22 protein-coding genes are annotated in these 23,391 nt (G+C 68.6%); 16 read left to right on the top strand and 6 right to left on the bottom strand.

Annotated elements, in window-relative coordinates; genetic code table 11:
• Nucleotides 1-10: 10 nt before the first annotated feature.
• Nucleotides 11-298, bottom strand: coding sequence for a DUF1330 domain-containing protein (locus FVF75_RS03100; protein WP_148376271.1), 288 nt, complete (start codon nt 296-298; stop codon nt 11-13).
• An 83-nt stretch (nt 299-381) separates the two neighbouring features.
• The gene (locus FVF75_RS03095) at nt 382-1,581 is read right to left on the bottom strand and encodes an ABC transporter substrate-binding protein (RefSeq protein WP_148376270.1); all 1,200 of its coding nucleotides are present in this window, start codon (nt 1,579-1,581) and stop codon (nt 382-384) included.
• A gap of 201 nt (nt 1,582-1,782) precedes the next feature.
• On the opposite strand from FVF75_RS03095, the gene FVF75_RS03090 reads away from it, so the two are divergent.
• From FVF75_RS03090 to FVF75_RS03080, 3 genes are read left to right on the top strand one after another with little or no spacing between them, the layout of a single operon-like run.
• Complete coding sequence (locus FVF75_RS03090; RefSeq protein WP_246137979.1) at nt 1,783-2,700, top strand: NAD-dependent epimerase/dehydratase family protein; 918 nt, start codon at nt 1,783-1,785, stop codon at nt 2,698-2,700.
• Complete coding sequence (locus FVF75_RS03085) at nt 2,697-3,563, top strand: SDR family NAD(P)-dependent oxidoreductase (protein ID WP_187392955.1); 867 nt, start codon at nt 2,697-2,699, stop codon at nt 3,561-3,563. Before FVF75_RS03090 ends, FVF75_RS03085 begins: the two co-directional genes overlap by 4 nt.
• Nucleotides 3,564-3,565: 2 nt before the next feature.
• Nucleotides 3,566-4,309, top strand: a complete 744-nt coding sequence (locus FVF75_RS03080) for an SDR family NAD(P)-dependent oxidoreductase (protein WP_187392954.1) — start codon at nt 3,566-3,568, stop codon at nt 4,307-4,309.
• A 34-nt stretch (nt 4,310-4,343) separates the two neighbouring features.
• On the opposite strand, the gene FVF75_RS03075 is transcribed toward FVF75_RS03080, so the two are convergent.
• Entirely contained in the window at nt 4,344-5,486 is a 1,143-nt protein-coding gene (locus FVF75_RS03075; protein ID WP_148376268.1) for an NAD(P)/FAD-dependent oxidoreductase, read from the bottom strand.
• 82 nt (nt 5,487-5,568) lie between these two features.
• Entirely contained in the window at nt 5,569-6,540 is a 972-nt protein-coding gene (locus FVF75_RS03070; protein WP_148376267.1) for a LysR family transcriptional regulator, read from the bottom strand.
• A 145-nt stretch (nt 6,541-6,685) separates the two neighbouring features.
• On the opposite strand from FVF75_RS03070, the gene FVF75_RS03065 reads away from it, so the two are divergent.
• From FVF75_RS03065 to FVF75_RS03025, 9 genes are read left to right on the top strand one after another with little or no spacing between them, the layout of a single operon-like run.
• Entirely contained in the window at nt 6,686-7,468 is a 783-nt protein-coding gene (locus FVF75_RS03065; protein WP_148376266.1) for a transporter substrate-binding domain-containing protein, read from the top strand.
• Between the two features lie 55 nt (nt 7,469-7,523).
• On the top strand, nt 7,524-8,318 hold the full coding sequence (locus FVF75_RS03060) for a creatininase family protein (protein ID WP_148376265.1): 795 nt from the start codon (nt 7,524-7,526) through the stop codon (nt 8,316-8,318).
• Nucleotides 8,319-8,330: 12 nt separating this feature from the next.
• Entirely contained in the window at nt 8,331-8,978 is a 648-nt protein-coding gene (locus FVF75_RS03055) for an amino acid ABC transporter permease (protein WP_148376264.1), read from the top strand.
• A 27-nt stretch (nt 8,979-9,005) separates the two neighbouring features.
• Nucleotides 9,006-9,662 carry an amino acid ABC transporter permease gene (locus FVF75_RS03050; protein WP_148376263.1) on the top strand — a complete coding sequence of 219 codons (657 nt, stop codon included), beginning with the start codon at nt 9,006-9,008 and terminating at the stop codon, nt 9,660-9,662.
• Nucleotides 9,663-9,677: 15 nt separating this feature from the next.
• Complete coding sequence (locus tag FVF75_RS03045) at nt 9,678-10,451, top strand: amino acid ABC transporter ATP-binding protein (protein WP_148376262.1); 774 nt, start codon at nt 9,678-9,680, stop codon at nt 10,449-10,451.
• 3 nt (nt 10,452-10,454) lie between these two features.
• Entirely contained in the window at nt 10,455-11,795 is a 1,341-nt protein-coding gene (locus FVF75_RS03040) for an aminotransferase family protein (RefSeq protein WP_148376261.1), read from the top strand.
• Nucleotides 11,792-12,484 (top strand): CoA transferase subunit A, encoded by a 693-nt coding sequence (locus FVF75_RS03035; RefSeq protein ID WP_148376260.1) that lies wholly within the window; start codon nt 11,792-11,794, stop codon nt 12,482-12,484. Before FVF75_RS03040 ends, FVF75_RS03035 begins: the two co-directional genes overlap by 4 nt.
• 7 nt (nt 12,485-12,491) lie before the next feature.
• Nucleotides 12,492-13,124 (top strand): 3-oxoacid CoA-transferase subunit B, encoded by a 633-nt coding sequence (locus tag FVF75_RS03030; RefSeq protein ID WP_148376259.1) that lies wholly within the window; start codon nt 12,492-12,494, stop codon nt 13,122-13,124.
• 9 nt (nt 13,125-13,133) lie between these two features.
• On the top strand, nt 13,134-14,426 hold the full coding sequence (locus FVF75_RS03025) for an ArgE/DapE family deacylase (protein WP_148376258.1): 1,293 nt from the start codon (nt 13,134-13,136) through the stop codon (nt 14,424-14,426).
• 22 nt (nt 14,427-14,448) lie between these two features.
• On the opposite strand, the gene FVF75_RS03020 is transcribed toward FVF75_RS03025, so the two are convergent.
• Together FVF75_RS03020 and FVF75_RS03015 are read right to left on the bottom strand one after the other, a co-directional pair.
• Nucleotides 14,449-15,372: a histone deacetylase family protein gene (locus tag FVF75_RS03020; protein WP_148376257.1), complete on the bottom strand. Its 924-nt coding sequence runs from the start codon at nt 15,370-15,372 to the stop codon at nt 14,449-14,451.
• Between the two features lie 22 nt (nt 15,373-15,394).
• Entirely contained in the window at nt 15,395-18,076 is a 2,682-nt protein-coding gene (locus FVF75_RS03015; protein ID WP_148376256.1) for a bifunctional acetate--CoA ligase family protein/GNAT family N-acetyltransferase, read from the bottom strand.
• Nucleotides 18,077-18,273: 197 nt separating this feature from the next.
• Here FVF75_RS03015 and FVF75_RS03010 point away from each other — a divergent pair, with 197 nt between their 5' ends.
• From FVF75_RS03010 to FVF75_RS02995, 4 genes are all read left to right on the top strand, one after another.
• A complete protein-coding gene (locus FVF75_RS03010; protein WP_148376255.1) occupies nt 18,274-18,849 on the top strand; it encodes an ABC transporter substrate-binding protein in 576 nt (191 codons plus the stop codon).
• On the top strand, nt 18,846-19,520 hold the full coding sequence (locus FVF75_RS03005) for an ABC transporter ATP-binding protein (protein WP_246137978.1): 675 nt from the start codon (nt 18,846-18,848) through the stop codon (nt 19,518-19,520). Before FVF75_RS03010 ends, FVF75_RS03005 begins: the two co-directional genes overlap by 4 nt.
• The gene (locus FVF75_RS03000; RefSeq protein ID WP_148376254.1) at nt 19,517-20,653 is read left to right on the top strand and encodes an ABC transporter permease; all 1,137 of its coding nucleotides are present in this window, start codon (nt 19,517-19,519) and stop codon (nt 20,651-20,653) included. The genes FVF75_RS03005 and FVF75_RS03000 overlap by 4 nt, the downstream gene beginning before the upstream one ends.
• Before the next feature lie 63 nt (nt 20,654-20,716).
• Nucleotides 20,717-23,305, top strand: coding sequence for a cation-translocating P-type ATPase (locus FVF75_RS02995; RefSeq protein WP_148376253.1), 2,589 nt, complete (start codon nt 20,717-20,719; stop codon nt 23,303-23,305).
• Nucleotides 23,306-23,391: the final 86 nt, after the last annotated feature.

Here is a 23,391-nt window from a genome sequence, read left to right as displayed (position 1 = left end):
ATGCCCCCCGTCACGCGCCGGTGACCAGAACGCCGCGCGATATCGCGGCAGCTTCGCGCAGCGGCAAGAGCGCCTGATACGCATCGGAATGGTAGAACGCGCGCGCCGCCTCGGCGCTGGGAAAGGCGACCACCGACAGGCTGGCCGGGTGCCAGCCGCCTTCCAGCGGCTCGATCCCGGCGCTTTGCACCAGGAACTCGCCACCGCTGGCGGCCATCACCGGCCCGGCCACCTCGCGGTAGTGCTGCCAGGCCTCGGGGTCGGTGATCTCGATATCGAAAACCAGGTAGCCGGCCATCGTCGTCCTCGGATTTGGCGTGCGGTGAGCCTGTGGCCCCCGTCGCGCGGGAGCCACAGCTTTGCGTGCCGTCGGTCAGGCGCCTACTGGGCGACCAGCGGGCAGGTCGAGGCCGACAGCGGCTGGAACGCCACGTCCGCGGGCACGGTGGCGACCAGCTTGAAGTAGTCCTGATCCTCCTCGATGTCCTCGGGCGCCTGCACCTCGAGCAGATACATGTCGTGGATCAGCCGCCCGTTCGGGTAGAGGGTGCCGTTCTTCACGAACAGATCGTCGAGATCGAGGGTCTGCATCGCGGCGACCACGGCGTCGGCGTCGTCGGTCCCGGCCTCTTCCACGGCGCGCAGATAGGCGGTCGCGGCAGAGTAGTTGCCGGCGGCGACCCAGCCCGGCGCGTTGCCGGTGATCTCTTTCATCCGCATGGCAAACTCACGCGACTCTTCGTCCTGGTTCCAGAACCACGGTGCCGCGAACTGGATGCCCGCCAGCGCCTCGGCCCCGATCGAGCGCGCGTCGGACTGGTGCAGGAAGGTCACGGCGACCTTCTGGCCCATCGAGATCAGGCCGAATTCCTGGATCTGCTTCAGCGCGTTGATCAACTCGGAGCCATTCAGGTTGAGCTGGATCACCTCGGCGCCCGACGCCTGCGCCTGCAGGATGAAGGACGAGAAGTCGGTGGTGCCGAGCGGCGCCGCGACGGTGCCCACGACCTCGCCGCCGCCTTCGGTCACGGCGGTCTCGACCCAGCTTGTCATCACCTTGCCGGCCTCGTAGTCGGGCGACAGGATGAAGAACTTCTTCAACCCCTGTTCCAACTGCGCGTTCACCGCGGTGCCGACCGTGGAATAGGCGTCATAGGCCCAGGCCATCACCCGGCCGTTGCAGTCGGCCTCGGTCATGCGGTCTGTCAGGGGCGAGATGAACAGGCCCATCGCGTCCGGGTTTTCCCCGATCAGGGTGTTGATGCCCAGCGAGATCGCCGAGTTGGCCACGTCCATGATCACGTCGACGCCATCGCGGTCGAGCCATTCGCGCGCGATCGACAGCGCCACGTCGGGCTTGTTCTGGTGGTCGGCAAAGACGAATTCGATCGGCTGGCCCAGGGCCTCGCCGCCGAAATCGGCGATGGCCAGTTGCACCGCCTCGACCACCTCCGAGCCGCCCAGCGCCGAGAACGACGTGCTCTGGTCGTTCAGAACGCCGATCTTGACGACGCCGTCGCCTGCCTGCGCCGCGCCGGTCGCGAGCGCGGCCAGCGCCGCGGTTGCCAGTAGTTTCTTCATGTCGGTTTCCTCCCGTTATCGCGCCCGCGGGTGATATCGGGGCGCTTTTTCCACCGGCGAAAGGGTGCGGCGCGGCCGGGGCGGGCGCATCGTCCGATGGGACTATGATGCGCGCGCCCGCCCGCCGGTCTCGTCGGAACGGACGATGCAGCGGCGGCCGGGGCGGGGGATGCTCCGGTCAAAGGACGGGAGAGATACACGATGAAAATGAATATTCTGATCGTCGGTGGCACCGGCATGATCGGCGGTCACGCGGCGCAGCATCTGCTGGCCAGGGGGCATGCGGTGACGCTGGGCGCGCGCAAGCCCGCCGCCCCCGGCACGCCGATGCAGAACATGCCGGTGCTGATCGGCGATTACACCGAGGGCGGGTTTTCGCCCGATGACCTGGCCGGGTTCGATGCCGTGGTGTTCGCCGCAGGCAACGACATTCGCCACATCACCCCCGACGACGACGAGGCCGCGTTCTGGGACAAGACCCAGATCACCGGGGTTCCGACCTTTGCCGAAAAGGTGCGCGCCGCCGGGGTGCCGCGCTTCGTGCAGCTTGGCAGCTACTACCACCAGGTCCGCCCCGACATCGCCGAAACCGACCTCTACGTCCGCGCCCGCATGCTGGCCGACGAAGGCGCGCGGGCGCTGGCGCGCGACGGCTTCAATGTCTCGACCCTGAACCCGCCGTCGATCGTCGGGGCCATTCCGGGCATTCCGGCCAAACGCTACGAGACCCTCGCCGCCTGGGGCCGCGGCAAGATGCCCGAGATCGGCGCATGGGCGCCGCCGGGGGGGACGAACTACATGTCGGTGCGCTCGCTGTCCGAGGCCATCGAGGGCGCGCTTCTGGGCGCCGAAAGCGGCAAGGCCTACCTGATCGGGGACGAGAACCTGAGCTACCGCGACTTCTTCCAGCTCGTGTTCGACGCGGTGGGCAGCCGCGTGACGCTGGAGGAGCGCGACGCGGAGCACCCGTTGCTGCCCGACCGTTTCATCGTTCAGGGGCGCGGCAACGTGCTGGCCTATGAGCCGGATGCGGGCGAGACGGCGATGCTGGGCTATACCCGGAGCGACGTGGCCCGCGCGGTGCGCGAAGTGGTCGAGATCGCGGGGGGCGGGGCATGACGGACGAGCTTTCCATCCTCGGGCTGTCGGGCAAGGTCGCGCTGATCACCGGCGGGGGCGCCGGGATCGGGCGGGCCACGGCGGAGCTGTTCGGGCGCGCCGGGATGCGCGTGGCGGTGGCCGAGATCGACCCGGCGCGGGCCGCCGATGTGCGCAAGACACTGGAGGATGCAGGCGTCGAGGCGCTGGTCTGCGAGGCGGATGTGCGCGAGGGCGCGGATGTGAAACGGGTGATGAGTGAGGTCGAGGCGACGTTCGGGCGGCTTGACGTTCTGGTCAACAATGTCGGCGATTTCCTTGGGTATCGCAGCTATTTCGTCGACTCGACGGAGGCGGAATGGGACGACCTCTACCGCGTCAACCTGCTGCACATGTTCCTTGTCAGCCGCGCCGCGATCCCGCTGATGAAGGCATCAGGCGGCGGCAGTATCGTCAACATCTCGACCGTCGAGGCGTTCCGGGGCATCCCGCTTTGCACCGTTTATTCCGCCTTCAACGCGGCGATCACCGGCTTCACGCAAAGCCTGGCCGTCGAGCTTGGGCAGGACAACATCCGCGTCAACGCGGTGGCGCCCGAGACCACCAACACGGCCCAGATCACCGCCACCCCGCGCGTGCCGCCGGAGAACCGCGACTACCTCAAGCGGTGGTTCCCCATCGGACGCTTTGGCGAGGGGTCGGACTCCGCTGGCGCCGCGCTGTTTCTGGCCTCGGACCTGTCGGGCTGGGTCACCGGGCAGACCATCGTGGTCGATGGCGGCGCGCTGGCGGCGGGGGCGTGGATGCGCCTGCCGGACGGCAAGAACTGGACGCATCTGCCGATCATCGAATGCGACGGCTACACGCCGCGAAAGGGGACATGAGCATGGGACGATTTGAAAGTAAACGCGTGCTGGTGACGGGGGCCGCCGCGGGGATCGGGCGGGCGGTGGCCACGGCCTTCGCCGCCGAGGGCGCGCGTCTGGTGCTGGCCGATATCAACGAGGGCGGGCTGGCGGAGGTCGCCGCCGGGATCGAGGGGGCCGAGATCCTGACCTATGACGCGGGGAAACCCGGCGACAGCGCGCGCATGGGGGCCGAGGCTGCCAGGGACGGGCTGGACGTGGTGGCCAATGTCGCGGGCATCTATCGCCGCGCGCATTTCACCGAAACCACGCCCGAGGACTGGGCGCTTATCCTGCAGATCAACCTGACCAGCATCGCGGAGATTTGCCGCGTCACGCTGCCCGCGTTGATCGAAAGCAGGGGCTGCCTCGTCAACACCGCCTCGACGGCGGGGATCGGCGGCATCGCCTATGCCGCGCCCTATGCCAGCGCCAAGGGCGGCGTCATCACGCTGACCAAGTCGCTGGCCTCGGAGTTCGCCCACCGGGGCGTGCGGGTCAACGCGGTCGCGCCGGGGCGGGTGGCGACCGGCATCGCGCGGGGGCTGCCGCCGGTCGAGGGGGCCAAGGACGGGCTGAGCATCCATCCGGTCAAGCTGGAGGGTTTCGAGATGGGCGCGCCGCCGGAACTGCTGGCGGGGGCCTACCTGTGGCTGGCCTCGCCCGAGGCCGGGTTCGTCACGGGCGAGGTGCAGCTTGTCGACGGCGGTGCCCTGTCGGGGTGAGCGGGGCCATGCGCTGATGTATGGCCCCCCCGTGTCAGGCGGTGGCGAGCCGCGCGGGCGCGAGGTCGGAGACCTCGAGCCCCTGGTCGAGGATGTCGGCGGGCACGTCGCGGCCGAGAACCTGGGCCGCGGCAAAGCGCGCCAGCGCCGGGGCCGACTGGATGCCGTAGCCGCCCTGGCCGGCCAGCCAGTAGAAACCAGGCGTCCGGTCGGAGAACCCGGCCACCGGGCTTTTGTCGGCGACGAAGCTGCGCAGGCCGGCCCACTTGTTCTCGATCCGGCGCACCTGGATCTCGAACGCGGTCTCGATCCGGTCGACGCAGATCGCCACGTCAAGCTCTTCGGGCTGCACGTCGCCGGGCACGTCCGGGGTTTCGTCGGCGGGCGAGATCAGCAGCCGCCCGGCATCGGGCTTGAGATAGAACTGCTCGTCGATGTCGATGGTCATCGGCAGGGCGTGCACCTCGGTGCCATCGGGCGCGGCGATCACGGTGGCGGTGCGCCGTTTCGGGATCAGCCCGATATCCTCGGCCCCGGCCATCGCGCCGACCACGCCGGCCCAGGCGCCGGCGGCGTTGACCACGATGTGCGCATGGATCGGGCCGGTCGAGGTCTCGACCCGCCAGCTGTCGCCGTCGCGCATCAGACCGGCGACCTCGGTGCGCGTGCGCACCTCGCCGCCCGCCGCCTTCAGCCCGCGCAGATAGCCCTGGTGCAGGCTGGCCACGTCGATGTCGTTGCCGGTGGTGTCGAGCAGGCCGGCCGCGCCGTAGCCGTCGCGCAGCAGCGGGCAGGCGGCCTTGAGTTCGGCGGCGTCGAGCCGCTGCAGGCTGGCGCGGTCGCCGACCTCTTCGACCAGCGCATCGAGCTCCGCGATCTGGTCTTCGCGGGCCACCATCACGATGTGGCGCGGCGAGAACAGCGGGTGGTCGGAAAACCCGGCGGGCGGGTTGTGAAAGAAGGCATCCGACGCCCGGGTCAGTGCCCGGATCGGCGCCGGGCCATAGGTCGGCACCGCAATCGCGGCCGAGCGCCCGGTGGTGTGATAGCCCGGCTGGCTCTCGCGTTCGATCAGCACGACGCGAGCGTGCGGCGCCAGTTCGGCAGCGACCGAAGCGCCGGCCATGCCGCCGCCGATCACCGCGATGTCGAATATGGGTTCCGTCATGTCCTGCATGTCTGTCTCCGGGATGGTGGGAAGGACTTTGGCACCGGTGGCAGATTTGGCGCGGAGATGCCAGAGGGAATTTGATCAAAAGTCAGAGTGGCGCAGAAACGCCGTAGGTGCGGGCGGCCAGGCTCTCGCCGTCGATCAGATCGGTGAAGGCGGCGTTCAGCGCGGCCTCGGGCGCGGACATCTGCCGGCGGGGGTTGGTGACAAGGTGGATGTCGATCGCCGGCAGACGGTCGTGCGGCGGCAGTTGGCGCAGCAGGCCCAGGCCCACGTCGCGCGCCGCCACATGCACCGGCAGCGCGCCGATGCCGATGTTGGCGACGATCATGCGGCGCACCTCGGGCAGGTTGGCGGACACGCCGCGCGGGCCGGGGGCCAGGCGCGCCCGTTCGCGCAGCCGGTTGACCGATTGCAGCGGCCCGCCCTCGACCTCGGTGTGAAACGCCACCGACGGTTCGCCCGCCAGGTCGGCCAGCGCGATGCGGGCCTTGCCGAACAGCCGGTGCTTGGCGCCGCAATAGAGCGCGAAGAACTCGCGGCAGAGGACCGGCGCGTGCAGGTGCCGGGGCTGGCGGTTGATGAGGCAGATGCCGAAGGCGGCGCGGTTCTGTTCGATCAGCTTGAGCACCTCGCCGCTTTCGGCCACCACCACCGAGAAGGTCACGTCGCGGTGGCGCTGGGCGAAGTCGGCCAGCACCGCGTCGAGATGCGGCGAGACCACGTGGCTGGTCATCACCAGCGAGATATGGCCGCTGAGGGTGTCGGCGCCGGCCTGCATCAGCGCGGGCAGTTGCGACACGGTGCCGAAGATCGTGCTGCATTCGGAAAACAGCACCTCGCCGGCGCGGGTGACGCGGAAGCGGTTGGGCCGTCGTTCGATAAGCACCTGTCCGACGCTGTCCTCCAGCCGTTTCAGTGCGGCGCTGACAGTGGGCTGTTTCAGGCCGAGAAAATCCGCCGCCCGCGAGATGCTGCGCTGTTCGACCACGACCATGAAGGTGCGCAGGAGATTCCAGTCGAGGTTCCAGGGGAAACGGTGTTCATAGGGGCGCAGCATAGATCAAATCTATATTCTCGATTTCTCATATCTATTTGCATGATGCACCGCCGCATGCAAGCGTTTCGCCAGAGCGTGCGCCGGGCCTTCGGGCGAACCGGCGCATGGTCGGAGGAAACGCAAGCGACCGACATGGGAGAGAGACATGGTTTTGCGCAGGACGATTGTGAAGACGCTGGCGACGGCCGGCATCGCGGCGGTGACCGGGCTGGGGTTCGCCTCGGGCGCTTTTGCCGACGAACTTGAGGCGATCAAGGAACGCGGCGTGATCCGCATCGCGATGAGCGGCGCCTACCCGCCGTTCAACTTCGTCAACGACCAGAACGAGGTGGTCGGCTTCGACCCCTCGATCGGCAAGGAAATCGCCCGGCGGATGGGCGTCGAGGCCGAGATCGTGACGACCGCGTGGGACGGCATCATCGGCGGGCTGCTGGCCAACAAGTATGACACTGTGATCGGCTCGATGACGATCACCGAGGAGCGCGACGAGGTGGTCGATTTCGTCGGCCCCTATTACACCACCAAGCGGGCGATCTTCACCCAGCCCGGCAGCGAGTTCACCTCGATCGACCAGCTTGCCGATGCCGAGATCGGCGTGACGCTGGGCGAGACCCACGAGGAATGGGCGCGCGAACGCGGCTGGAAGGTGCGCACCTACAAGGGGCTGCCGGAATTGCTGCTGGAGCTCGAGAACGGGCGTGTCGACGCGATCGTGAACGATTCGATCGCCGCGATTCTCGCGATGAACGAGAAGGGTCAGGAATACGACACCATCGAGTTCGAGACCGAGGAATTCGGCGCCGGCTTCGCCATCCGCGAGGGCAACCCCGACCTGGCCGCCGCGATGCAGGAGGCGCTCGACGCGATGATGGAAGACGGCACCTATACCGAGATCGCGATGGAATGGATCGGCGCCGACATCCGCTGATGCAGCTTCGGCCCGCCGGCCACGGTCGGCGGGCCTCGTTTTGGATTTTCACGACATGACGACGACCGACTACGCCAAGCTGACCTGGCAAGAGGTGCGCGACATCGACAAGGATCGGGTCGTGATCCTGAACGTCTCGGCGACCGAGGACCACGGGCCGCACATGCCGCTCGATACCGACACGGTGCTGGGCATGGCGGTGGCCAATGGCGTGGCGGCGGCGGCGCCCGAGGAGGTGCTGGTGATGCCGCCGGTGCCTTATGGCTTCAACGAGCATCACAAGGATTTCCCCGGCGTGATCTGGATCGGGCCGGAAACGCTGATCGCCTTTGTCTGCGACATCACCCGGTCGCTGGCGCATCACGGGTTCCGGCGTATTCTGCTGTTGAATTCGCATGGCTCCAACCACCCGGTGCTGGACCTTGCCGCGCGCAAGACGGTGATCGAAACCGGGGTGATCTGCGTGTCGGCAAGCTACTGGAACCTGTGTTCCGAGCGGATCAACGAACATCGCAAGTCCGAGACCGGCGGCATCGCGCATGCCGGCGAGTTCGAGGCGGCGATGTATCTGCATCTGCACCCCGAGCATGTCGACCTGGGCAAGGCGGCGGCGCAGAACCTGCATGATCCCGACAGCCGGTTCTTCAACCTCGACCTGGCGCGCGGCGGGGGACGGGCGATGCTGATGCGCTGGTGGTCGGCGGTGTCGCCCGACGGCACGATGGGCGATCCGACGGTGGCCGATGCCGAGACCGGGCGCAAATTCCTGGAGGCCGCGATCGAGGAGACCACGGCGCTGGTGCGCGAGATCCGCGCGCTGCCGATCCTCGAGCGCGTGGACCATCACTAGAGGGGCGGGGCGATGGATGTCGATCTGATGATGCGGGTCTACCCGTTCTTCCTCAAGGCGGCGGTGGTCACGATCGAGCTGTCGGTGCTGACCACCATCCTGGGGCTGATCATGGGTTCGCTCGGCGCGGCGGCGCGGCTGTCGCGGTTCGCGGCGCTGCGCTGGATCGGGGCGGCCTATGTCAGCGTGATCCGGGGCACGCCGGCGCTGATCCAGCTTTTCATCCTCTACTTCGGCGGGCCGCAGATCGGCATCCAGCTTGACGCGTTCTCGGCGGGCGTGATCGGGCTGGGGGTCAATATCGGCGCCTACATGACCGAGACCATCCGCGGCGCGATCATCGCCATCGACAAGGGCCAGCGCGAGGCTGCGCGCACCCTGGGGATGAGCCAGGTGCAGTCGTTCCGCAAGGTGGTGCTGCCACAGGCGGCGCGGCTGATGATCCGGCCCCTGGGCGTCAACATCAACGCGCTGATCAAGGGCACAGCGCTGGTCGCGCCGATCTCGGTGATCGAGCTGACCTATACGGCGCAGCGCTACATCGGGTCGACCTACAAGCCGTTCGAAATGTTCCTGCTGGCGGGGGTTCTCTACATGGTGATCATCTACGTGACCGGGCGCGGCATCGCCTGGCTCGACCGCCGGGCGCGGATCGTATGAGCGGGCGGGCGCAGACAGGAGGCCGGCATGGGGCTTGATTTCTCGGTCGTTCCCAAGTTCCTCGACATCATCCTGCTGGGGGTGCTGTGGACCATCGGCATCACCGCCGGGGCCGCGATCCTGAGCTTTTTCGGCGGCATCTTCTTCGCCGTCATCGCGCTTTATACCCACTGGATCATCCGGTTGCCGTTTCGCCTGTTCGAATGGCTGTTCATGGGCACGCCGCTCTTGCTGCAACTGTTCCTGATCTATTTCGGGCTGGTGCAGGTGGGCATCGACCTGCCGGCCTTCGTCGCCGGGGTGATCGGGCTGGGGCTGCATTTCGCGGTCTACAACTCGGAACTGATCCAGACCGCGATCGTCGCGGTGGACCGTGGCCAGATGGAGGCGGCGCGCACCCTTGGCCTGTCGCGCGGGCAGGCGCTGCGCAAGGTGGTGGTGCCGCAGGCGGTGCGCGACGTGATCCCGCCGATCGGCAACAACATGATCGCGCTGCTGAAGGACTCGGCGCTGGTGTCGGTGATCGGGGTGTCGGAACTGACCCTGTCGGCGCAGCGCGCCATCGGGCGCACCTATCGACCGTTCGAATTCTACGTCGTCGCGGCGGCGTTCTATTACGTCATCAACCTTGGCATGGAATGGGTGCTGCGCCGGATCGAGCGCCGCATCCAGGCCGCGCGCTAGGCCGGAGGGAGCAGCATGACCGACGAGAAACCCTTTCTCGACATCCGCAACGCCAAGAAAAGCTATGGCAAGCTCGAGGTCCTGAAAGACATCAGCCTGCGGGTGAACCGCGGCCAGATCGTCGCGATCATCGGCCCGTCCGGCTCGGGCAAGTCGACGCTGTTGCGCGCGATCAACGACCTCGATCCGCTGACCGCGGGCGAGGTCTGGCTGGAGGATGTGCAGATCAACAAGAAGCTGCCGCACCGGCAATACGAGAAACACATCAACCAGGTGCGCCAGAACATCGGCATGGTGTTTCAGCACTTCAACCTGTTTCCGCACCTGTCGGTGCGCGAGAACGTGACGCTGGCGCCGAAGATGCTCAAGGGCCTGTCGGACGACGAGGCCGAGGAACTGGCGCGCGAGCAACTGGAGAAGGTCGGGATGATCGACCGGATCGACTATTACCCGTCGCGGCTGTCGGGTGGGCAGAAGCAGCGCGTCGCGATTGCCCGCGCGCTGGCGATGAAACCCAAGGTGATGCTGTTCGACGAGGCGACATCGGCGCTCGACCCGGAACTGGTCGAGGAGGTCAACCTGGTGATGAAGAAGCTGGCCGAGGAACACATGACGATGGTGATCGTCACGCACGAGATGGGATTCGCGGAATCGGTCTGCGACCGGGTTCTGTTCATGGATCAGGGCGTGGTGGTGGAAGAGGGGCCGCCGGAGAAGATCTTTCGCAACCCCGATAACGAGCGCACCCAGAATTTCCTGCGAAAACACCTCGCCAACGCCAACAGGTAGGCCATGTCGAACCTTTTCTACCAGTCGCGCCAGCCGCGCCCGTTCCTGGACCGGGGCGAGGGGATCTATCTCTTCGACCAGTCGGGCAAACGGTATATCGACGGCTCGTCCGGCGCGATGGTGTCCAATATCGGGCACTCCAACCCCCGCGTCCTCGCCGCGATGAAGGCGCAGATGGACCGCGCCACCTTCGGCTACCGGCTGCATTTCCGAACCGAGGCGTCCGAGGATCTGGCGGCGCGCACCGCCGCCCTGATGCCTGCGGGGCTGGACCGGGTGTTCTTCGTTTCGGGCGGGTCGGAGGCGGTGGAAAGCGCGATCAAGCTGGCGCGGCAATACGCGATCACGCAAGGCGAGGCGTCGCGCTGGAAGGTGATTTCGCGCTTTCCCTCGTATCACGGCTGCACGCTGGGGGCGCTGGCGCTGACCGGATACGACCCGCTGGCGCGGCCGTTCGATCCGATGATGCGCGACATGCCCAAGATCGCGGCGCCGACCTGCTATCTCGACCGCGACAACCTGACGGACGATGAGCGCGGGCTAAAATATGCCGAGCTTCTGCGCGCCGAGATCGAAGCGCAGGGGCCCGAGACCGTGCTGGCCTTCATCATGGAGCCGGTCGGGGGTGCCTCGACCGGCGCGCTGGTCGCACCTGACAGCTATTACGGGCGCATCCGCGAGATTTGCGACGAATATGGCATCCTGCTGATCCACGACGAGGTGATGACGGGCGCCGGGCGCACCGGCAAGTTCCTTGCCGCCGAACACTGGGGCATCGCCCCCGATATCGTGGCGCTGTCCAAGGGGTTTGCCGCCGGTTACGCGCCGCTGGGGGCGATGGTGGCGCGGCACGACATCGTCGACGCGGTGCTGGACGCGGGCGGGTTCCTGCACGGCTTTACCTATGCCGGAAACCCCTTGGCCTGCGCCGCCGGGCTGGCGGTGCTGGACGAGGTCGAACGCGCCGGGCTGGTGGCCAATGCAGGCGCTATGGGCGAGGTGCTGAAGGCGCGGCTGATCGGGCTGATGGAGCGTTATCCCTTCATCGGCGACGTGCGCGGCAAGGGGCTCTTGCTGGCGTTCGAGATGGTCAGCGACCGCGACAGCATGGAGCCGCTGCCCAAGGGCCTGAACGCGCACAGCCGGCTGGTCGATATCGCCTATGACATGGGGCTGATCATCTATTCGCGCCGCACCCGCGGCGGCATCGAGGGCGATCATTTCCTGATCTGCCCGCCCTTGATCGTGACCGAGGCGCAGGTGGACGAGATCATGGACCTGCTGACGGCCGCCCTCGACGCCTTCGCGGACGAGGCCGGTTTGCCGCGCGAGGGCACCGCATGAGGCTGCCCGACAAGACCAGCACGATGTCCGAGGCGGTGGCGCATATCACGGACGGGGCGACCGTGATGCTGGGCGGATTCGGCGTGCCGGGCACGCCGTTCTCATTGATCCGCGAGCTTGTGCGGCAGGGGCAGACGGGGCTGACCATCATCAAGAACGACGCCAACGAAAAGGGCATGGGTGTCGATCACCTGTTGGCGAACGGGCAGGTGGCGCGGCTGATCACCACGCATATCGGGCTGAACCCGCGCGCGGTGGCGATGATGAACGCGGGCGAGATCGAGGTGGAGTTCTGCGCCCAGGGGATACTGGCGGAGCGCGTGCGCGCCGGTGGCGCCGGGCTGGCCGGGATCGTCACCGATATCGCGATGGAGACCGAGCTTGCGAATGGCAAGATGCGCATCGAGGTGAAAGGCGCGGCGGGCATGGTCGAAACCGCGCTGACCGCCGACGTGGCCCTGATCCATGCCGCGCGGGCGGATGTGTTCGGCAACCTCGGCTATGACGCCACCGCGCGCAATTTCAACCCGCTGATGGCGATGGCCGCCGGGCGCGTGATCGCCGAGGCCGAGACGGTCCTGCCGCTGGGCGGGCTTGAACCTGACGCGGTGCACACGCCGGGGCCGTTCGTCGATCACGTGGTGGCGATGGCGGGGATCAGCGAGGAATACGAGATTGTCCGACGCTAGGAAACGGATGACCGCGCGCGCGGCGCGCGAGATCGCACCGGGGATGGTGGTGAACCTCGGGATCGGCCTGCCGACCAAGGTGGTCGACCACTTGGCGGCGGATTTCCCGGTCTGCCTACATACCGAGAACGGGTTGTCGGGCATCGGCCCCACGCTGGCCCCGGAGCATGCCGACCGCAACCTGATCGACGCGGGCGGGGCCTATGTCTCGACCGTGCCGGGGTCGGCGTTCTTCGACAGCGCGGTGAGCTTTGCGCTGGTGCGCTCGGGGCGGCTCGACCTGACGATGCTGGGCGCGTTCGAGGTGGCCGAGACCGGCGACCTGGCCAACTGGAAGATCCCCGGAAGGTTTTCGCCCGGTGCCGGCGGCGGCATCGAACTGGCGCAGAAGGCGCGCCGGGTGGTGGTGCTGACCACCCATGTCGACCGCGACGGCGTGCCCAAGCTGCGCCGGGCCTGCACCCTGCCGGTGACCGCGCGGCGCTGTGTCGACCGGGTGTTCACCGACATGGCGGTGATCGACGTGACGCGCGCGGGCTTCGTGCTGCGCGAACTGGCCGAGGGGGTGAGCTTTGCCGATGTTGCCGCCGCCACCGACGCGCCGCTGGCCCGGCCCAAGGGCGAGATTCCGAGGTTCTGAGGGGTGGCGATGGATCAGACCATACGCGAGCGTATCCTTGCCGAGGTCGATGCGCGGTTCGACGAGCAGGTGGAGTTCCTGGCCGAGTTGACGCGCCATCCTTCGACACGGGGCCATGAGCAGGGCGCGCAGGCGATGATGGCCGAGGCGCTGGCGGCGCGCGGCTACGAGGTCGACCGCTGGCGCATCGACGTGGCGGATATCCGCGACATGCCGGGGTTTTCGCCGGTGATCGGCGACTATGACGATGCGGTCAACGTGGTCGGGGCGCACCGCGTGCGCAATCCGCGCGGGCGTTCGCTGATCCTGAACGGGCATATCGACGTGGTGCCCGAGGGGCCGCACGACATGTGGGACAGCCCGCCCTATGCGCCGCGCGTCGAAGGCGGCTGGATGTATGGCCGGGGCGCGGGCGACATGAAGGCGGGACTGGCGGGCAACCTCTTTGCGCTGGATGCGCTGCGCGGCGCCGGGCTGGCGCCGGCGGCGGATGTCTTCGTGCAATCGGTGGTCGAGGAGGAGTGCACCGGCAACGGCGCGCTGGCCTGTCTTCAGCGCGGCTACCGCGCCGAGGCGGCCCTGATCCCCGAGCCCTTCGCCGAGGCGCTGGTCTCGGCGCAGGTCGGGGTGTTGTGGTTGCAGGTGCGTCTGCGCGGGCGGCCCACCCATGTCGCCTATGCCGGGACCGGGGCCAATGCGATCGAGGCGGCGGTGCCGCTGATCGCGGCGCTGCACGCGTTGGAGGACAGGTGGAATGCCGACGAGGCGCGGCATCCGGGTTTTGCCGGGGTGGCGCATCCGCTGAACCTCAATATCGGGCGGATCGAGGGCGGCGACTGGGCCAGTTCGGTGCCGTCCTGGTGCGTGTTCGACGTGCGCATGGGCATCTATCCGGGGCAGGACATCGCGGCGGCCCGGGCCGAGATCGAGGCGGTGCTGCATGATGCGGCGCAGGACAACGCCTTTCTGCGCGAGAGCCTGCCGGAGGTGATCTGCCACGGGTTCCGGGCCGAGGGCTATGCGGTGGCCGAGGACGAAAGCGAGGCGGCGCGGGCGGCGGTGTCGGCGCTTGAGGGGGCGCACCGGGCGGTGACCGGCGGCCCGCTCGAACGGGTGGCGATCACCGCGACCACGGATGCGCGGTTCTTCGGGCTCTATGCCGGTATTCCCGCGCTGGTCTATGGCCCGCGCGCCGAGGCGATCCACGGGTTCAACGAACGCGTGGAACTCGAGAGCATGCGCCGGGTGACCAAGGCGACGGCGCTGTTCGTGGCGGAGTGGTGCGGCGTCGAGGCGGTGTGAGCGCGCGCCGGCCCGCCCCCTTCTAGCCCAACAACACCTTCAGATGCGCCACCACCGAGCGCGCCAGCGTGGCCGGCTCATAGCCGCCCTCGAGCATCGAGACGATCCGCCCGTCGCAATGGCGCGCGGCCACGGCGACGAGCTGTTCGGTCAGCCAGGCATAGTCGCCATCGACCAGCGAGATCGACGACATGTCGTCGGCGACATGGGCGTCGAAACCGGCCGAGATGAACAGCATCTGCGGCGCGAAACTGTTCAGATGCGGCAACCAGTGGTCGGCGATCGCGGCGCGGAACTCCTCGGACCCGGCGCCGGCGGGCAGCGGCACGTCGACCAGGTTCTCGGTCTCTTTCTCATGCCCGGTAAAGGGGTAGAACGGGTGCTGGAAGGACGAGCAGAACAGCACCCGCCTGTCGCCCTTGAAAATGTCCTCGGTGCCGTTGCCGTGGTGCACGTCGAAATCCACGATCGCCACCCGCTCGAGCCCGTGCGCCTCCATCGCGTGGGCGGCGGCGACGGCGATGTTGTTGAACAGGCAAAAGCCCATCGCCTGGCCGCGCACCGCGTGATGGCCGGGCGGGCGGATGGCGCAGAATACCGGTTTCACGTCGCCCTGCATCACCAGGTCGACGGCCATGACACCGGCCCCGGCGGCGCGTTCGGCGGCGCGCAGGGTGCCCGGGCTCATCACCGTGTCGCCGTCGATCTCGACCGGGGCGCCGCCGGGACCGGGCGCCATCGCATAGACGCGGTCGAGATAGGCCGCGTCATGCACCCGGCCCAGTTCCTCGCGGCTGACCAGCGGCGCATCGAAATGGCGCAGGACGTAATCCATGCCCGAGGCGATCAGCTGGTTGTTGATCGCCTCGAGCCGCGCCGGGGTGTCGGGGTGCAGATCGCCGGTCACGTGGTCGAGGCACTCGTAGTGCGAAATCATCCCCAGCATCCGCTATCCTTTCCTGCCGGCCTCAGAGCCAGCGTTCGACGACCACCAGTTCCGGGTCGTCAGGGTCCATCCGCTGGGTAAAGCCCAGATCGGACATCAGTTGCAGCATCGAGGCGTTGTTCTTCAGCACGCTGCCCACCATCACCGTCATGCCGTGGTCGCGGGCGGCGCCGAAAAGCGCCTTCATCAACCGGGTGCCGATGCCCTGGCGCTGCACCTTGTCGGAGACCACGATGGCGAATTCGCAGCTTGTGCCATCGGGGTTGATGACATAGCGCGCCACGCCGATCTGCACCTGCTTGCCGTCCTCCTCGATCATCGCCACCAGTGCCATTTCGCGGCGGTAGTCGATCTGGGTGAACTGCACCAGCATCTCGGGGCTGAGTTCGTTGAGCGCGCCCATGAAGCGGAACATCTTAGCCTCGTCCGACAGGTCGCGCACGAAGGCCTTTTCGCTTTCGGCGTCCTCCGGGCGGATCGGGCGGATGGTCAGCGGGCGGCCATCGGTCAGGTGATCGCGGATGATCAGGTGGCGCGGATAGGGGTGGATGGCGACGTGGTCGTAGCGCCCGTCGCTCGAGGGCGGGCGGGCGACGCGGATGCGCGCATCCACCGCCAGCACCCCGTCCGGCCCGGCGAACAGCGGGTTGATGTCCAGTTCCACCACCTCGGCCAGTTCGCAGACCAGGTCGGACACCCGCAGCAGCACGTCGATCACCTTGTCGCGGTCGACGGCGGGGCGGTCGCGGAAGGCGTCGAGCACCTTCGCCACCTTGGTGCGGTTGATCAGCCGGTCGGCCAGCACGGAGTTGAGCGGCGGCAGCGCCACGGCGCTGTCTTTCAGGATCTCGACCATGGTGCCGCCGGCGCCGAACAGGATGGTGGGGCCGAACACCTCGTCGCGGCTGGCCCCGATCACCAGTTCGCGGGCATCCTCGACCCGGGCCATCGCCTCGACCGTGACGCCCTTGATGCGGGCGTTGGGGCGCAGCGCCTTAACGCCCTCGGTGATCTCGTGGAAGGTGCGCTTGACCTCGGCGGCGTCGGAAATCGAGATGCGCACGCCGCCCACGTCGGACTTGTGGCTGATGTCGGGCGAGTTGATCTTCATCGCCACCGGAAAGCCGACGGTCTCGGCGGCGACCAGCGCCTTGGCGGCGGTGTCGGCCTCGATCGTCATGTTGATCGGGATGCGGAAGGCCCGCAGCAGGGCTTTCGATTCGATATCCGACAGCATCTCGCGATCGTCCGCCAGCACGCTGGCCAGGATCATCCGCGCGCCTTCCAGGTTGGGGCCGTGCTCTTCGGACATCGGCCCCGGCGTCTCCAGCGCCAGGCGGCGGTTGCGGGCGTGCTGGGCGAGGTAGGAAAACGCTTCGACCGCGCGTTCCGGGGTGACGAAATCGGCGATGCCGTTGGACGACAACAGCTTGCGCGCCTCGGTGACCGAGGTCGAGCCCATCCAGCAGGCGAGGATCGGCTTTGGCTTGCGCTTGGGGCTGGCGTCGATCAGGGCCTGGGCGACGGCGGTGGCATCGGTCATCGCCTGCGGCGTGAGCAGCACCAGAAGCCCGTCGACATTGCGATCCTCGAGGCAGGCGGTGATGGCGGTGCCGTATTCCTTGGCGCCCGCGTCACCCAGCACGTCGACGGGGTTGGCGTGGCTCCAATGCGCCGGCAGCACCTTGTTGAGTTTCTTGATGGTCTCGGGTGAAAGCTGGGCCAGGTCGACGCCGAGGTCGGCGGCCCGGTCGGCGGCCAGCACGCCCGCGCCGCCGCCATTGGTGACGATCGCCAGCCGGTTGCCGTTCGAGCGTTTCGATGATGACAGGATCTCGGCGGCGGCAAAAAGCTGGCCGAAGGTCTGGGCGCGCACCGCACCGGCGCGCTCCAGCGCCGCGTCGAACACCGCGTCCGAGCCGATGAGCGCACCGGTATGGGTGCTGGCGGCCTTGGCCGAGGTCACGTGACGGCCGGATTTCAGCACGATCACCGGCTTGAGCCGAGTTGCCATCTTGAGCGCCGAGATGAATTTCTGCGCCTGCTTGACGCCTTCGACATAAAGCAGGATGGCGTCGGTATGGGGGTCGGTGGCAAGGAACTGCAACACGTCGCCAAAGCCGATATCGGTGGCATTGCCCAGCGACACCAGCGCCGAGAAGCCCAGGTCGTGCGGCCCGGCCCAGTCCGAGATCGCCGCGTTCAGCGCGCCCGACTGGCTGATCAGGGCCAGCCGCCCCTTGGGGGTGCCGGCGCGCAGGAAGGTGGCGTTCATGCCGTGCCAGGGCCGCACCAGCCCGACGCAGTTCGGCCCCATGAAGCGGATGCCGGCGCGTTTGGCCGCCGCGATCAGCTCGCCCTCGAGCTTCTTGCCGCCGCCGCCGCCCTCGCCGAAACCGGCCGAGATCACGATGGCATTCCTGATCCCGGCCTCGCCGCAATCGCGGATGATGCCGGGCACGGTGCGCGCCGGGGTGGCGATGATGGCGAGGTCGATCTCTTCGCCGACATCGGTGACCTTGGCATGGCATTTCAGCCCGCCGACGGTCTTGTGCTTGGGGTTGATCGGGAAGATCTTGCCCTCGAACCCGTCCGAGACGAGGTTGGCGAAGACCAGCGCGCCGACGCTTTTCGAACTGTCCGAGGCCCCGAACACGGCCACGTTCTCGGGGTTCATCATCTTGGCAAGCGGGCTTGCGTCCATGTCTCGTGCTCCTTCGACCCTGGCTTTCGCGCGTGGTCCGATGATCGTCCTCCCGGGGCCAAGAAACAAGTGCGCCGCGCGCGCGCCTTGACCTTGGTCAAGGTGACGCAGGGGAATGCGGCGGCGCGGCGGCCTTTCCAAACCGACCGGTGCGCAATAGGCTCGGGCCAGTCCGAAACGGGCTTCGGAAAGGGCATATGCGCCGGTTATTTCTCTGCCTCGTCACCGTGGCCCTGGTGCTGGCCGCGCCCGCCCGTGCCGGCGATGCGGCGGCGGAAGGTTTCGTGCGCGCGCTGTCCGATGAGCTTGCCCGCGCCGGGGCGCTGTCGCAGGACGATCCGGGGGCCGGGCGGGCGGCGGTGATGGACATCTTCGAGACAGCCTTCGACATGCGCGCGATGGCGCTGGCGGTGCTGCCCGAGGACTACCGCGACGGCGCCGATGCGGGCTATGTCGCGGCCTACGCCGGGTTCATGGCCGACGGTTTCGTGGCCGAAACCCTGGCGGGCGGTGCGGGGACCACCGAGATCCTCGGAAGCCGGGTGCGCGGCGCGCGGCTGGTGCTGGTGGGCACGCGCGTGACAGCCGAAGACGGCGAGCGGCGCAGCGTGGAATGGTATCTGACGCCGGTGGCCGGGAGCTACCGGGTGATCAACGCGGCGGTGTCGGGCGTGCTGGTGACCGCCGAACAGGCGCGCGAGTTCCGCCCGCACCTGGCCGCAGGCGACATGGCCGGGCTGATGGCGCATCTGTCGGCGGGGGGACGCGGGTGACGGGCGATATCGCGATCCGCGCCGAGGGGCTGGTCAAGCGCTACCCTTCGATGCACCGGGCCGCGCTGGACGGGCTGTCGCTGATGGTCGAGACCGGCGAGATGCTGGCGATCACCGGCCCGTCGGGCTCGGGCAAGTCGACGGCGATGTATGCGCTGGCCGGGCTGATCGGGCTGGAGGCGGGACGGGTCGAGATCGCGGGGCGGCGCCCCGAAGGCCGGGCCGACTGGACGCGGCTGCGCGCCGGGCCGATCGGGCTGGTGTTTCAGGAGGACTGGCTGCTGCCGACGCTGAGCGCGGCGCAGAACGTGGCGATGCCGATGGTCGGCGGGCGCAGGCGGGCGCGCGACCGGCTGATCCGGGCCGAGGCGCTGCTGGCCGAGGTCGGGCTGGCGGGCATGGGCGCGCGCGCCCCGGCGGGCCTGTCGGGGGGCGAGCGTCAGCGCGTGGCGATTGCCCGCGCGCTGGCCAACGACCCCTCGATCCTGCTGGCCGATGAGCCGACCGGCGAGCTTGACCGCGACAACTCCCGCCAGATCGTCAGGCTGCTTTCGGAATTGTCGGCGCGCGCGGGCGTCACCATGGTGATCGTCACCCATGACCCCGAGGTCGCGGCAGCCTGCACCCGGCAGGTGCGGCTGGTGGATGGCCGGATCGAGGGCGGGCCATGACGCTGGTCGGCATGGCGCTGCGCAACCTGATGCACCGGCCGTGGCGGTCGGGGTTGTCGGTGGGCGGCGTGGTGCTGGCGATTGCCGCCTATGTCGCGCTGGTCGGGCTGGTTGTGGGGATCGAGGGCACGATGGTCGATGGCTTCACCTCGCGCGGCGCCGACCTGGTGCTGTCGGAGGCCGGGGCCGAGGACATCCTGTCGTCGGTGGTGCCCGACGACCTGGCGGCCGAGATCGCCACCACGCCGGGCGTCGCGGCGGCCTCGGCAGAGCTTGGCCGGCTGACCTCGATGAACGATGGCCCGACAATCTACGTGCTGGGCTGGGCGCCGGGGGCGTTCGGCTGGGCGTCGGTCGATTTCATCGCCGGGCGCGCGCCGGAGCCGGGCGATGCCGGCGGAGGGGTGGCCGGGGGCATCGGCGTCGGGCGGGCGCTGGCCGACCGACATGGGCTGAAGATCGGCGAGTCGGTGTCGATCTTCGCCGCCCCCTTTCGCATCACCGGGATATTCGAGGCCAAGAGCGTGATCGTCGGCAACGGGGCCATCGCGCGTCTGTCCGATGTGCAGGCCCAGACCTACCGCAAGGGGCAGGCGACCGCGCTGGTGGCGCAGTTCGACCCGGGCCTGGACGGGGCCGGGCGCGAGGCGGTGATGGCCGATCTGCGTGCGCGGTTCCCGGCGCTGGCGGTGGACCCGACCGAGACCCTGATCGACGAGTTCATGAACCTGCGCATCGCCCGGGTGCTGGCCTGGTCGGTCTCGTCCGTGGCCATCGTCTCGGCGGCGCTGGCGGTGCTCAACACCATGGCGATGGCGGTGAACGAGCGCCGGGGCGAGATCGCCATCATGGGCGCGGTCGGCTGGCCGCGCCGCCGGATCATCCTGTGCCTCATTGTCGAGGGGATGGTGCTGACGCTGATCGGCTCGGTCCTGGGCGTGGGGGTCGGGATCGCGGCGGCCTGGGGCATCACTTCGGCCCCGGCGGTGGCCGGGTTCGTGGTGCCGGTGGTCGAGACCGCGACGATCCTGCGCGCGCTGGCGCTGGGCATCGGCATCGGGCTGATCGGAACGCTGGGCCCGGCCTGGCGGGCGGCGGGGCGCGATCCGGCGGCGATTCTCCGCGGCCACTGAGCGCACCCGCCTTTCGCGCCGCCGCGCGGTTGTCTATCTGTGACGACGAAACGAGGGGGCGCGATGCCGGACGCACAAAAGATCGGGTTGAGTACGGCCGAGGCCGCCGCGCGTCTGAAAAAGCACGGCCCCAATGAATTGGGCGAGGCCAGGAAGGTCTCGCCGCTGGCCATTCTCGCGCGCCAGTTCACCGGGCTTCTGGTGGTCATCCTGATCGTCGCCGCCGGCATCGCGCTGGCGCTGGGCGAGGTGATCGATGCCGTTGCTATCGGCCTCGTTGTGCTTCTGAACGGTGTGCTGGGTTTCGTGCAGGAATGGCGGGCGGAGACCGCGATCGATGCGCTGCGCTCGATGCTGGCCGCCCATGCGCGGGTGATCCGCGACGGGGCCGAGACGGTGCTCGACACCCGCGAGATCGTGCCGGGCGACGTGGTTCTGATGTCGGCGGGCGACAAGGTGCCGGCGGATGTGCGGCTGACCGGCGCGGTGCAGCTTCGGGTCGATGAAAGCGCGCTGACCGGCGAGAGCCTGCCGGTGTCGAAAGCCCCCGACGACCCCGAGGCGCGGCTCTACATGGGCACCTCGGTGGTGGCGGGCCATGCCGAGGGCGAGGTCACCGCGACCGGGCGGGACACCCGGTTCGGCGAGATCGCGACGCTGACCACCGAAGTGGGCGAAAAGACCACGCATCTGCAACAGGTGCTTGAACGCCTGGCGCGGCAGTTGACGCTGGCGGCGCTGGGGCTGGCGGCGCTGGTGGTGGCGGCGGGGCTCTATACCGGGCTCGGGCTGCACCAGTTGTTCATGATGGCGCTGTCGCTGGCGGTCTCGATCGTGCCCGAGGGGCTGCCCGCGGTGGTCACGATCACGCTGGCGCTGGGGGCGGGGGCGATGGTGCGCCAGCAGGCACTGGCCCGGCGGCTGCAGGCGGTCGAGACCCTGGGCGCGGCCAGCGTGATCTGCACCGACAAGACCGGGACGCTGACCGAGGACAAGATGACCGCGACCCGGATCTGGACGGCGGGGGCGGATTATACCGTGACCGGCGGCGGCTATGACCCGGCGGGGCATATCGAGACGGCGGACGGCGCGCGGGTGCGCGCCGGGGACGACCGCGACCTGTGCGACCTGCTGTCGGCGGCGCTCTTGTGCAACCGGGCCAAGCTGACCCGCGAGGGCGACGACTGGGTCACCGTCGGCAGCCCGACCGAGGCGGCGCTGATGACGCTGGCCTACAAGGGCTGGTGCCCGCTGCCCGAGGGCGACCCGGTGGTCGCGGAACTGCCGTTTTCCTCGGAGCGAAAGCGCATGTCGGTGGTCACGGCGGGGGACCGCGCGGGCGAGGACTGGGTGCTGCACGTCAAGGGCGCGCCGGAGCGGATCGTCGAGCGTTCGACCCGCTACCGCGAGGCGGGCGAGGACCGCGAGATGGACCCGGACAGCCGCGCCCGGATCGTCGCCGCCTATGAGGCGGTGGCGGCCGAGGGTGCGCGGGTGATCGCGCTGGCCCGGCGTGTGCAACCCGACGCGACCGCGCCGCGCGACGAGGACGACCTGACCTTCCTGGGCTTTGTCGGGCTGATGGACCCGCCGCGCCCCGAGGTGAAGGGCGCGATCGCCGCCGCCAAAGGCGCCGGTATCCGGGTGATCATGATCACCGGCGACGGGGCCGAGACCGCGCGCGCGGTGGCGGGGATGGTCGGACTCGAGGTCGACACGGTCCTGACCGGGCGCGATGTCGAGGAGATGGCGGACGACGCCCTCGACGCGGCGCTGCGCGGCAACGTGCTGTTCGCGCGCACCGAGCCGGTCCACAAGATGCGCATCGTGCGGATGTTGCAGGGCCAGGGGCAGATCGTGGCGATGACCGGCGACGGGGTCAACGACGCCCCGGCACTGAGGCAGGCCGATATCGGCGTGGCGATGGGCCAGCGCGGCACCGACGTGGCGCGGGACGCTTCGGATCTGGTGCTGCTGGACGACAATTTCTCGACCATCGTGCGCGCCATCCGCGAGGGGCGGCGGCAGTTCGACAACGTGCGAAAATTCGTCCGCTACCTGCTGAGTTCCAACGCGGGCGAGGTGGTGGCGCTGATGGTCAACATCCTGATCGGCGGGCCGCTGATCTTTCTGGCCACCCAGATCCTGTGGATGAACCTGATCACCGACGGGGTGACGGCGGTGGCGCTGGGGCTGGAGAAGGCGACGCCCGGCACCATGAAGCGCCCGCCCCGCGCCAAGCGCGAGAGCGTTCTGGGCCGCGCCGGGCTGGGCATGATCCTGGCCTTCGGCACCTATACCGGCGGCGCGAGCCTGTGGATCTTCTATACCTTTCTGCCGATGGGCGAGGACCTGGCGCGCACCGCGGCCTTTACCGCGATGGTGCTGTTCGAGAAGGTCTCGGTGTTCGCGTTCCGGGCGTTTCACCACACCAACTGGCGGATCGGCTGGTTCTCGAACCGGCTGTTGATCCTGGCGCTCTTGGCGATGGTGGGGGCGCAACTGGCGGCGGTCTACTGGCCGCCGATGCAGGTGCTGTTGCGCACCGTGCCGCTAGGCTGGGACCAGTGGGGGCTGATCGGGCTGTTGGCGCTGCCGCTGGTGGTGGTGCCCGAGGTGATCAAGGCCCTGATGCCGGCGCGCGAGGGCTGAGGCCACCAGATGGAGCGCCTGCGGCGCGCATGATGTCTCGGGCGCGGGCGCGCCCTCGGGGGCCTCCGGCAGGAGTATTTCGCACC

It is taken from the genome of Maritimibacter fusiformis (genome assembly GCF_008086115.1).
In the GTDB taxonomy this organism is placed as follows: Bacteria; Pseudomonadota; Alphaproteobacteria; order Rhodobacterales; family Rhodobacteraceae; genus Muriiphilus; species Muriiphilus fusiformis.
Note: the sequence above shows the minus strand (reverse complement) of the source record. Positions and strands in the feature narration are given on the sequence as shown.

Bases quoted from the DNA above. Each gene is read 5' to 3' on its own strand.
- FVF75_RS03100 (WP_148376271.1), bottom strand. From the start codon at position 298: ATGGCCGGCTACCTGGTTTTCGATATCGAGATCACCGACCCCGAGGCC.
- FVF75_RS03095 (WP_148376270.1), bottom strand. From the start codon at position 1,581: ATGAAGAAACTACTGGCAACCGCGGCGCTGGCCGCGCTCGCGACCGGC.
- FVF75_RS03090 (WP_246137979.1), top strand. From the start codon at position 1,783: ATGAAAATGAATATTCTGATCGTCGGTGGCACCGGCATGATCGGCGGT.
- FVF75_RS03085 (WP_187392955.1), top strand. From the start codon at position 2,697: ATGACGGACGAGCTTTCCATCCTCGGGCTGTCGGGCAAGGTCGCGCTG.
- FVF75_RS03080 (WP_187392954.1), top strand. From the start codon at position 3,566: ATGGGACGATTTGAAAGTAAACGCGTGCTGGTGACGGGGGCCGCCGCG.
- FVF75_RS03075 (WP_148376268.1), bottom strand. From the start codon at position 5,486: ATGCAGGACATGACGGAACCCATATTCGACATCGCGGTGATCGGCGGC.
- FVF75_RS03070 (WP_148376267.1), bottom strand. From the start codon at position 6,540: ATGCTGCGCCCCTATGAACACCGTTTCCCCTGGAACCTCGACTGGAAT.
- FVF75_RS03065 (WP_148376266.1), top strand. From the start codon at position 6,686: ATGGTTTTGCGCAGGACGATTGTGAAGACGCTGGCGACGGCCGGCATC.
- FVF75_RS03060 (WP_148376265.1), top strand. From the start codon at position 7,524: ATGACGACGACCGACTACGCCAAGCTGACCTGGCAAGAGGTGCGCGAC.
- FVF75_RS03055 (WP_148376264.1), top strand. From the start codon at position 8,331: ATGGATGTCGATCTGATGATGCGGGTCTACCCGTTCTTCCTCAAGGCG.
- FVF75_RS03050 (WP_148376263.1), top strand. From the start codon at position 9,006: ATGGGGCTTGATTTCTCGGTCGTTCCCAAGTTCCTCGACATCATCCTG.
- FVF75_RS03045 (WP_148376262.1), top strand. From the start codon at position 9,678: ATGACCGACGAGAAACCCTTTCTCGACATCCGCAACGCCAAGAAAAGC.
- FVF75_RS03040 (WP_148376261.1), top strand. From the start codon at position 10,455: ATGTCGAACCTTTTCTACCAGTCGCGCCAGCCGCGCCCGTTCCTGGAC.
- FVF75_RS03035 (WP_148376260.1), top strand. From the start codon at position 11,792: ATGAGGCTGCCCGACAAGACCAGCACGATGTCCGAGGCGGTGGCGCAT.
- FVF75_RS03030 (WP_148376259.1), top strand. From the start codon at position 12,492: ATGACCGCGCGCGCGGCGCGCGAGATCGCACCGGGGATGGTGGTGAAC.
- FVF75_RS03025 (WP_148376258.1), top strand. From the start codon at position 13,134: ATGGATCAGACCATACGCGAGCGTATCCTTGCCGAGGTCGATGCGCGG.
- FVF75_RS03020 (WP_148376257.1), bottom strand. From the start codon at position 15,372: ATGCTGGGGATGATTTCGCACTACGAGTGCCTCGACCACGTGACCGGC.
- FVF75_RS03015 (WP_148376256.1), bottom strand. From the start codon at position 18,076: ATGGACGCAAGCCCGCTTGCCAAGATGATGAACCCCGAGAACGTGGCC.
- FVF75_RS03010 (WP_148376255.1), top strand. From the start codon at position 18,274: ATGCGCCGGTTATTTCTCTGCCTCGTCACCGTGGCCCTGGTGCTGGCC.
- FVF75_RS03000 (WP_148376254.1), top strand. From the start codon at position 19,517: ATGACGCTGGTCGGCATGGCGCTGCGCAACCTGATGCACCGGCCGTGG.
- FVF75_RS02995 (WP_148376253.1), top strand. From the start codon at position 20,717: ATGCCGGACGCACAAAAGATCGGGTTGAGTACGGCCGAGGCCGCCGCG.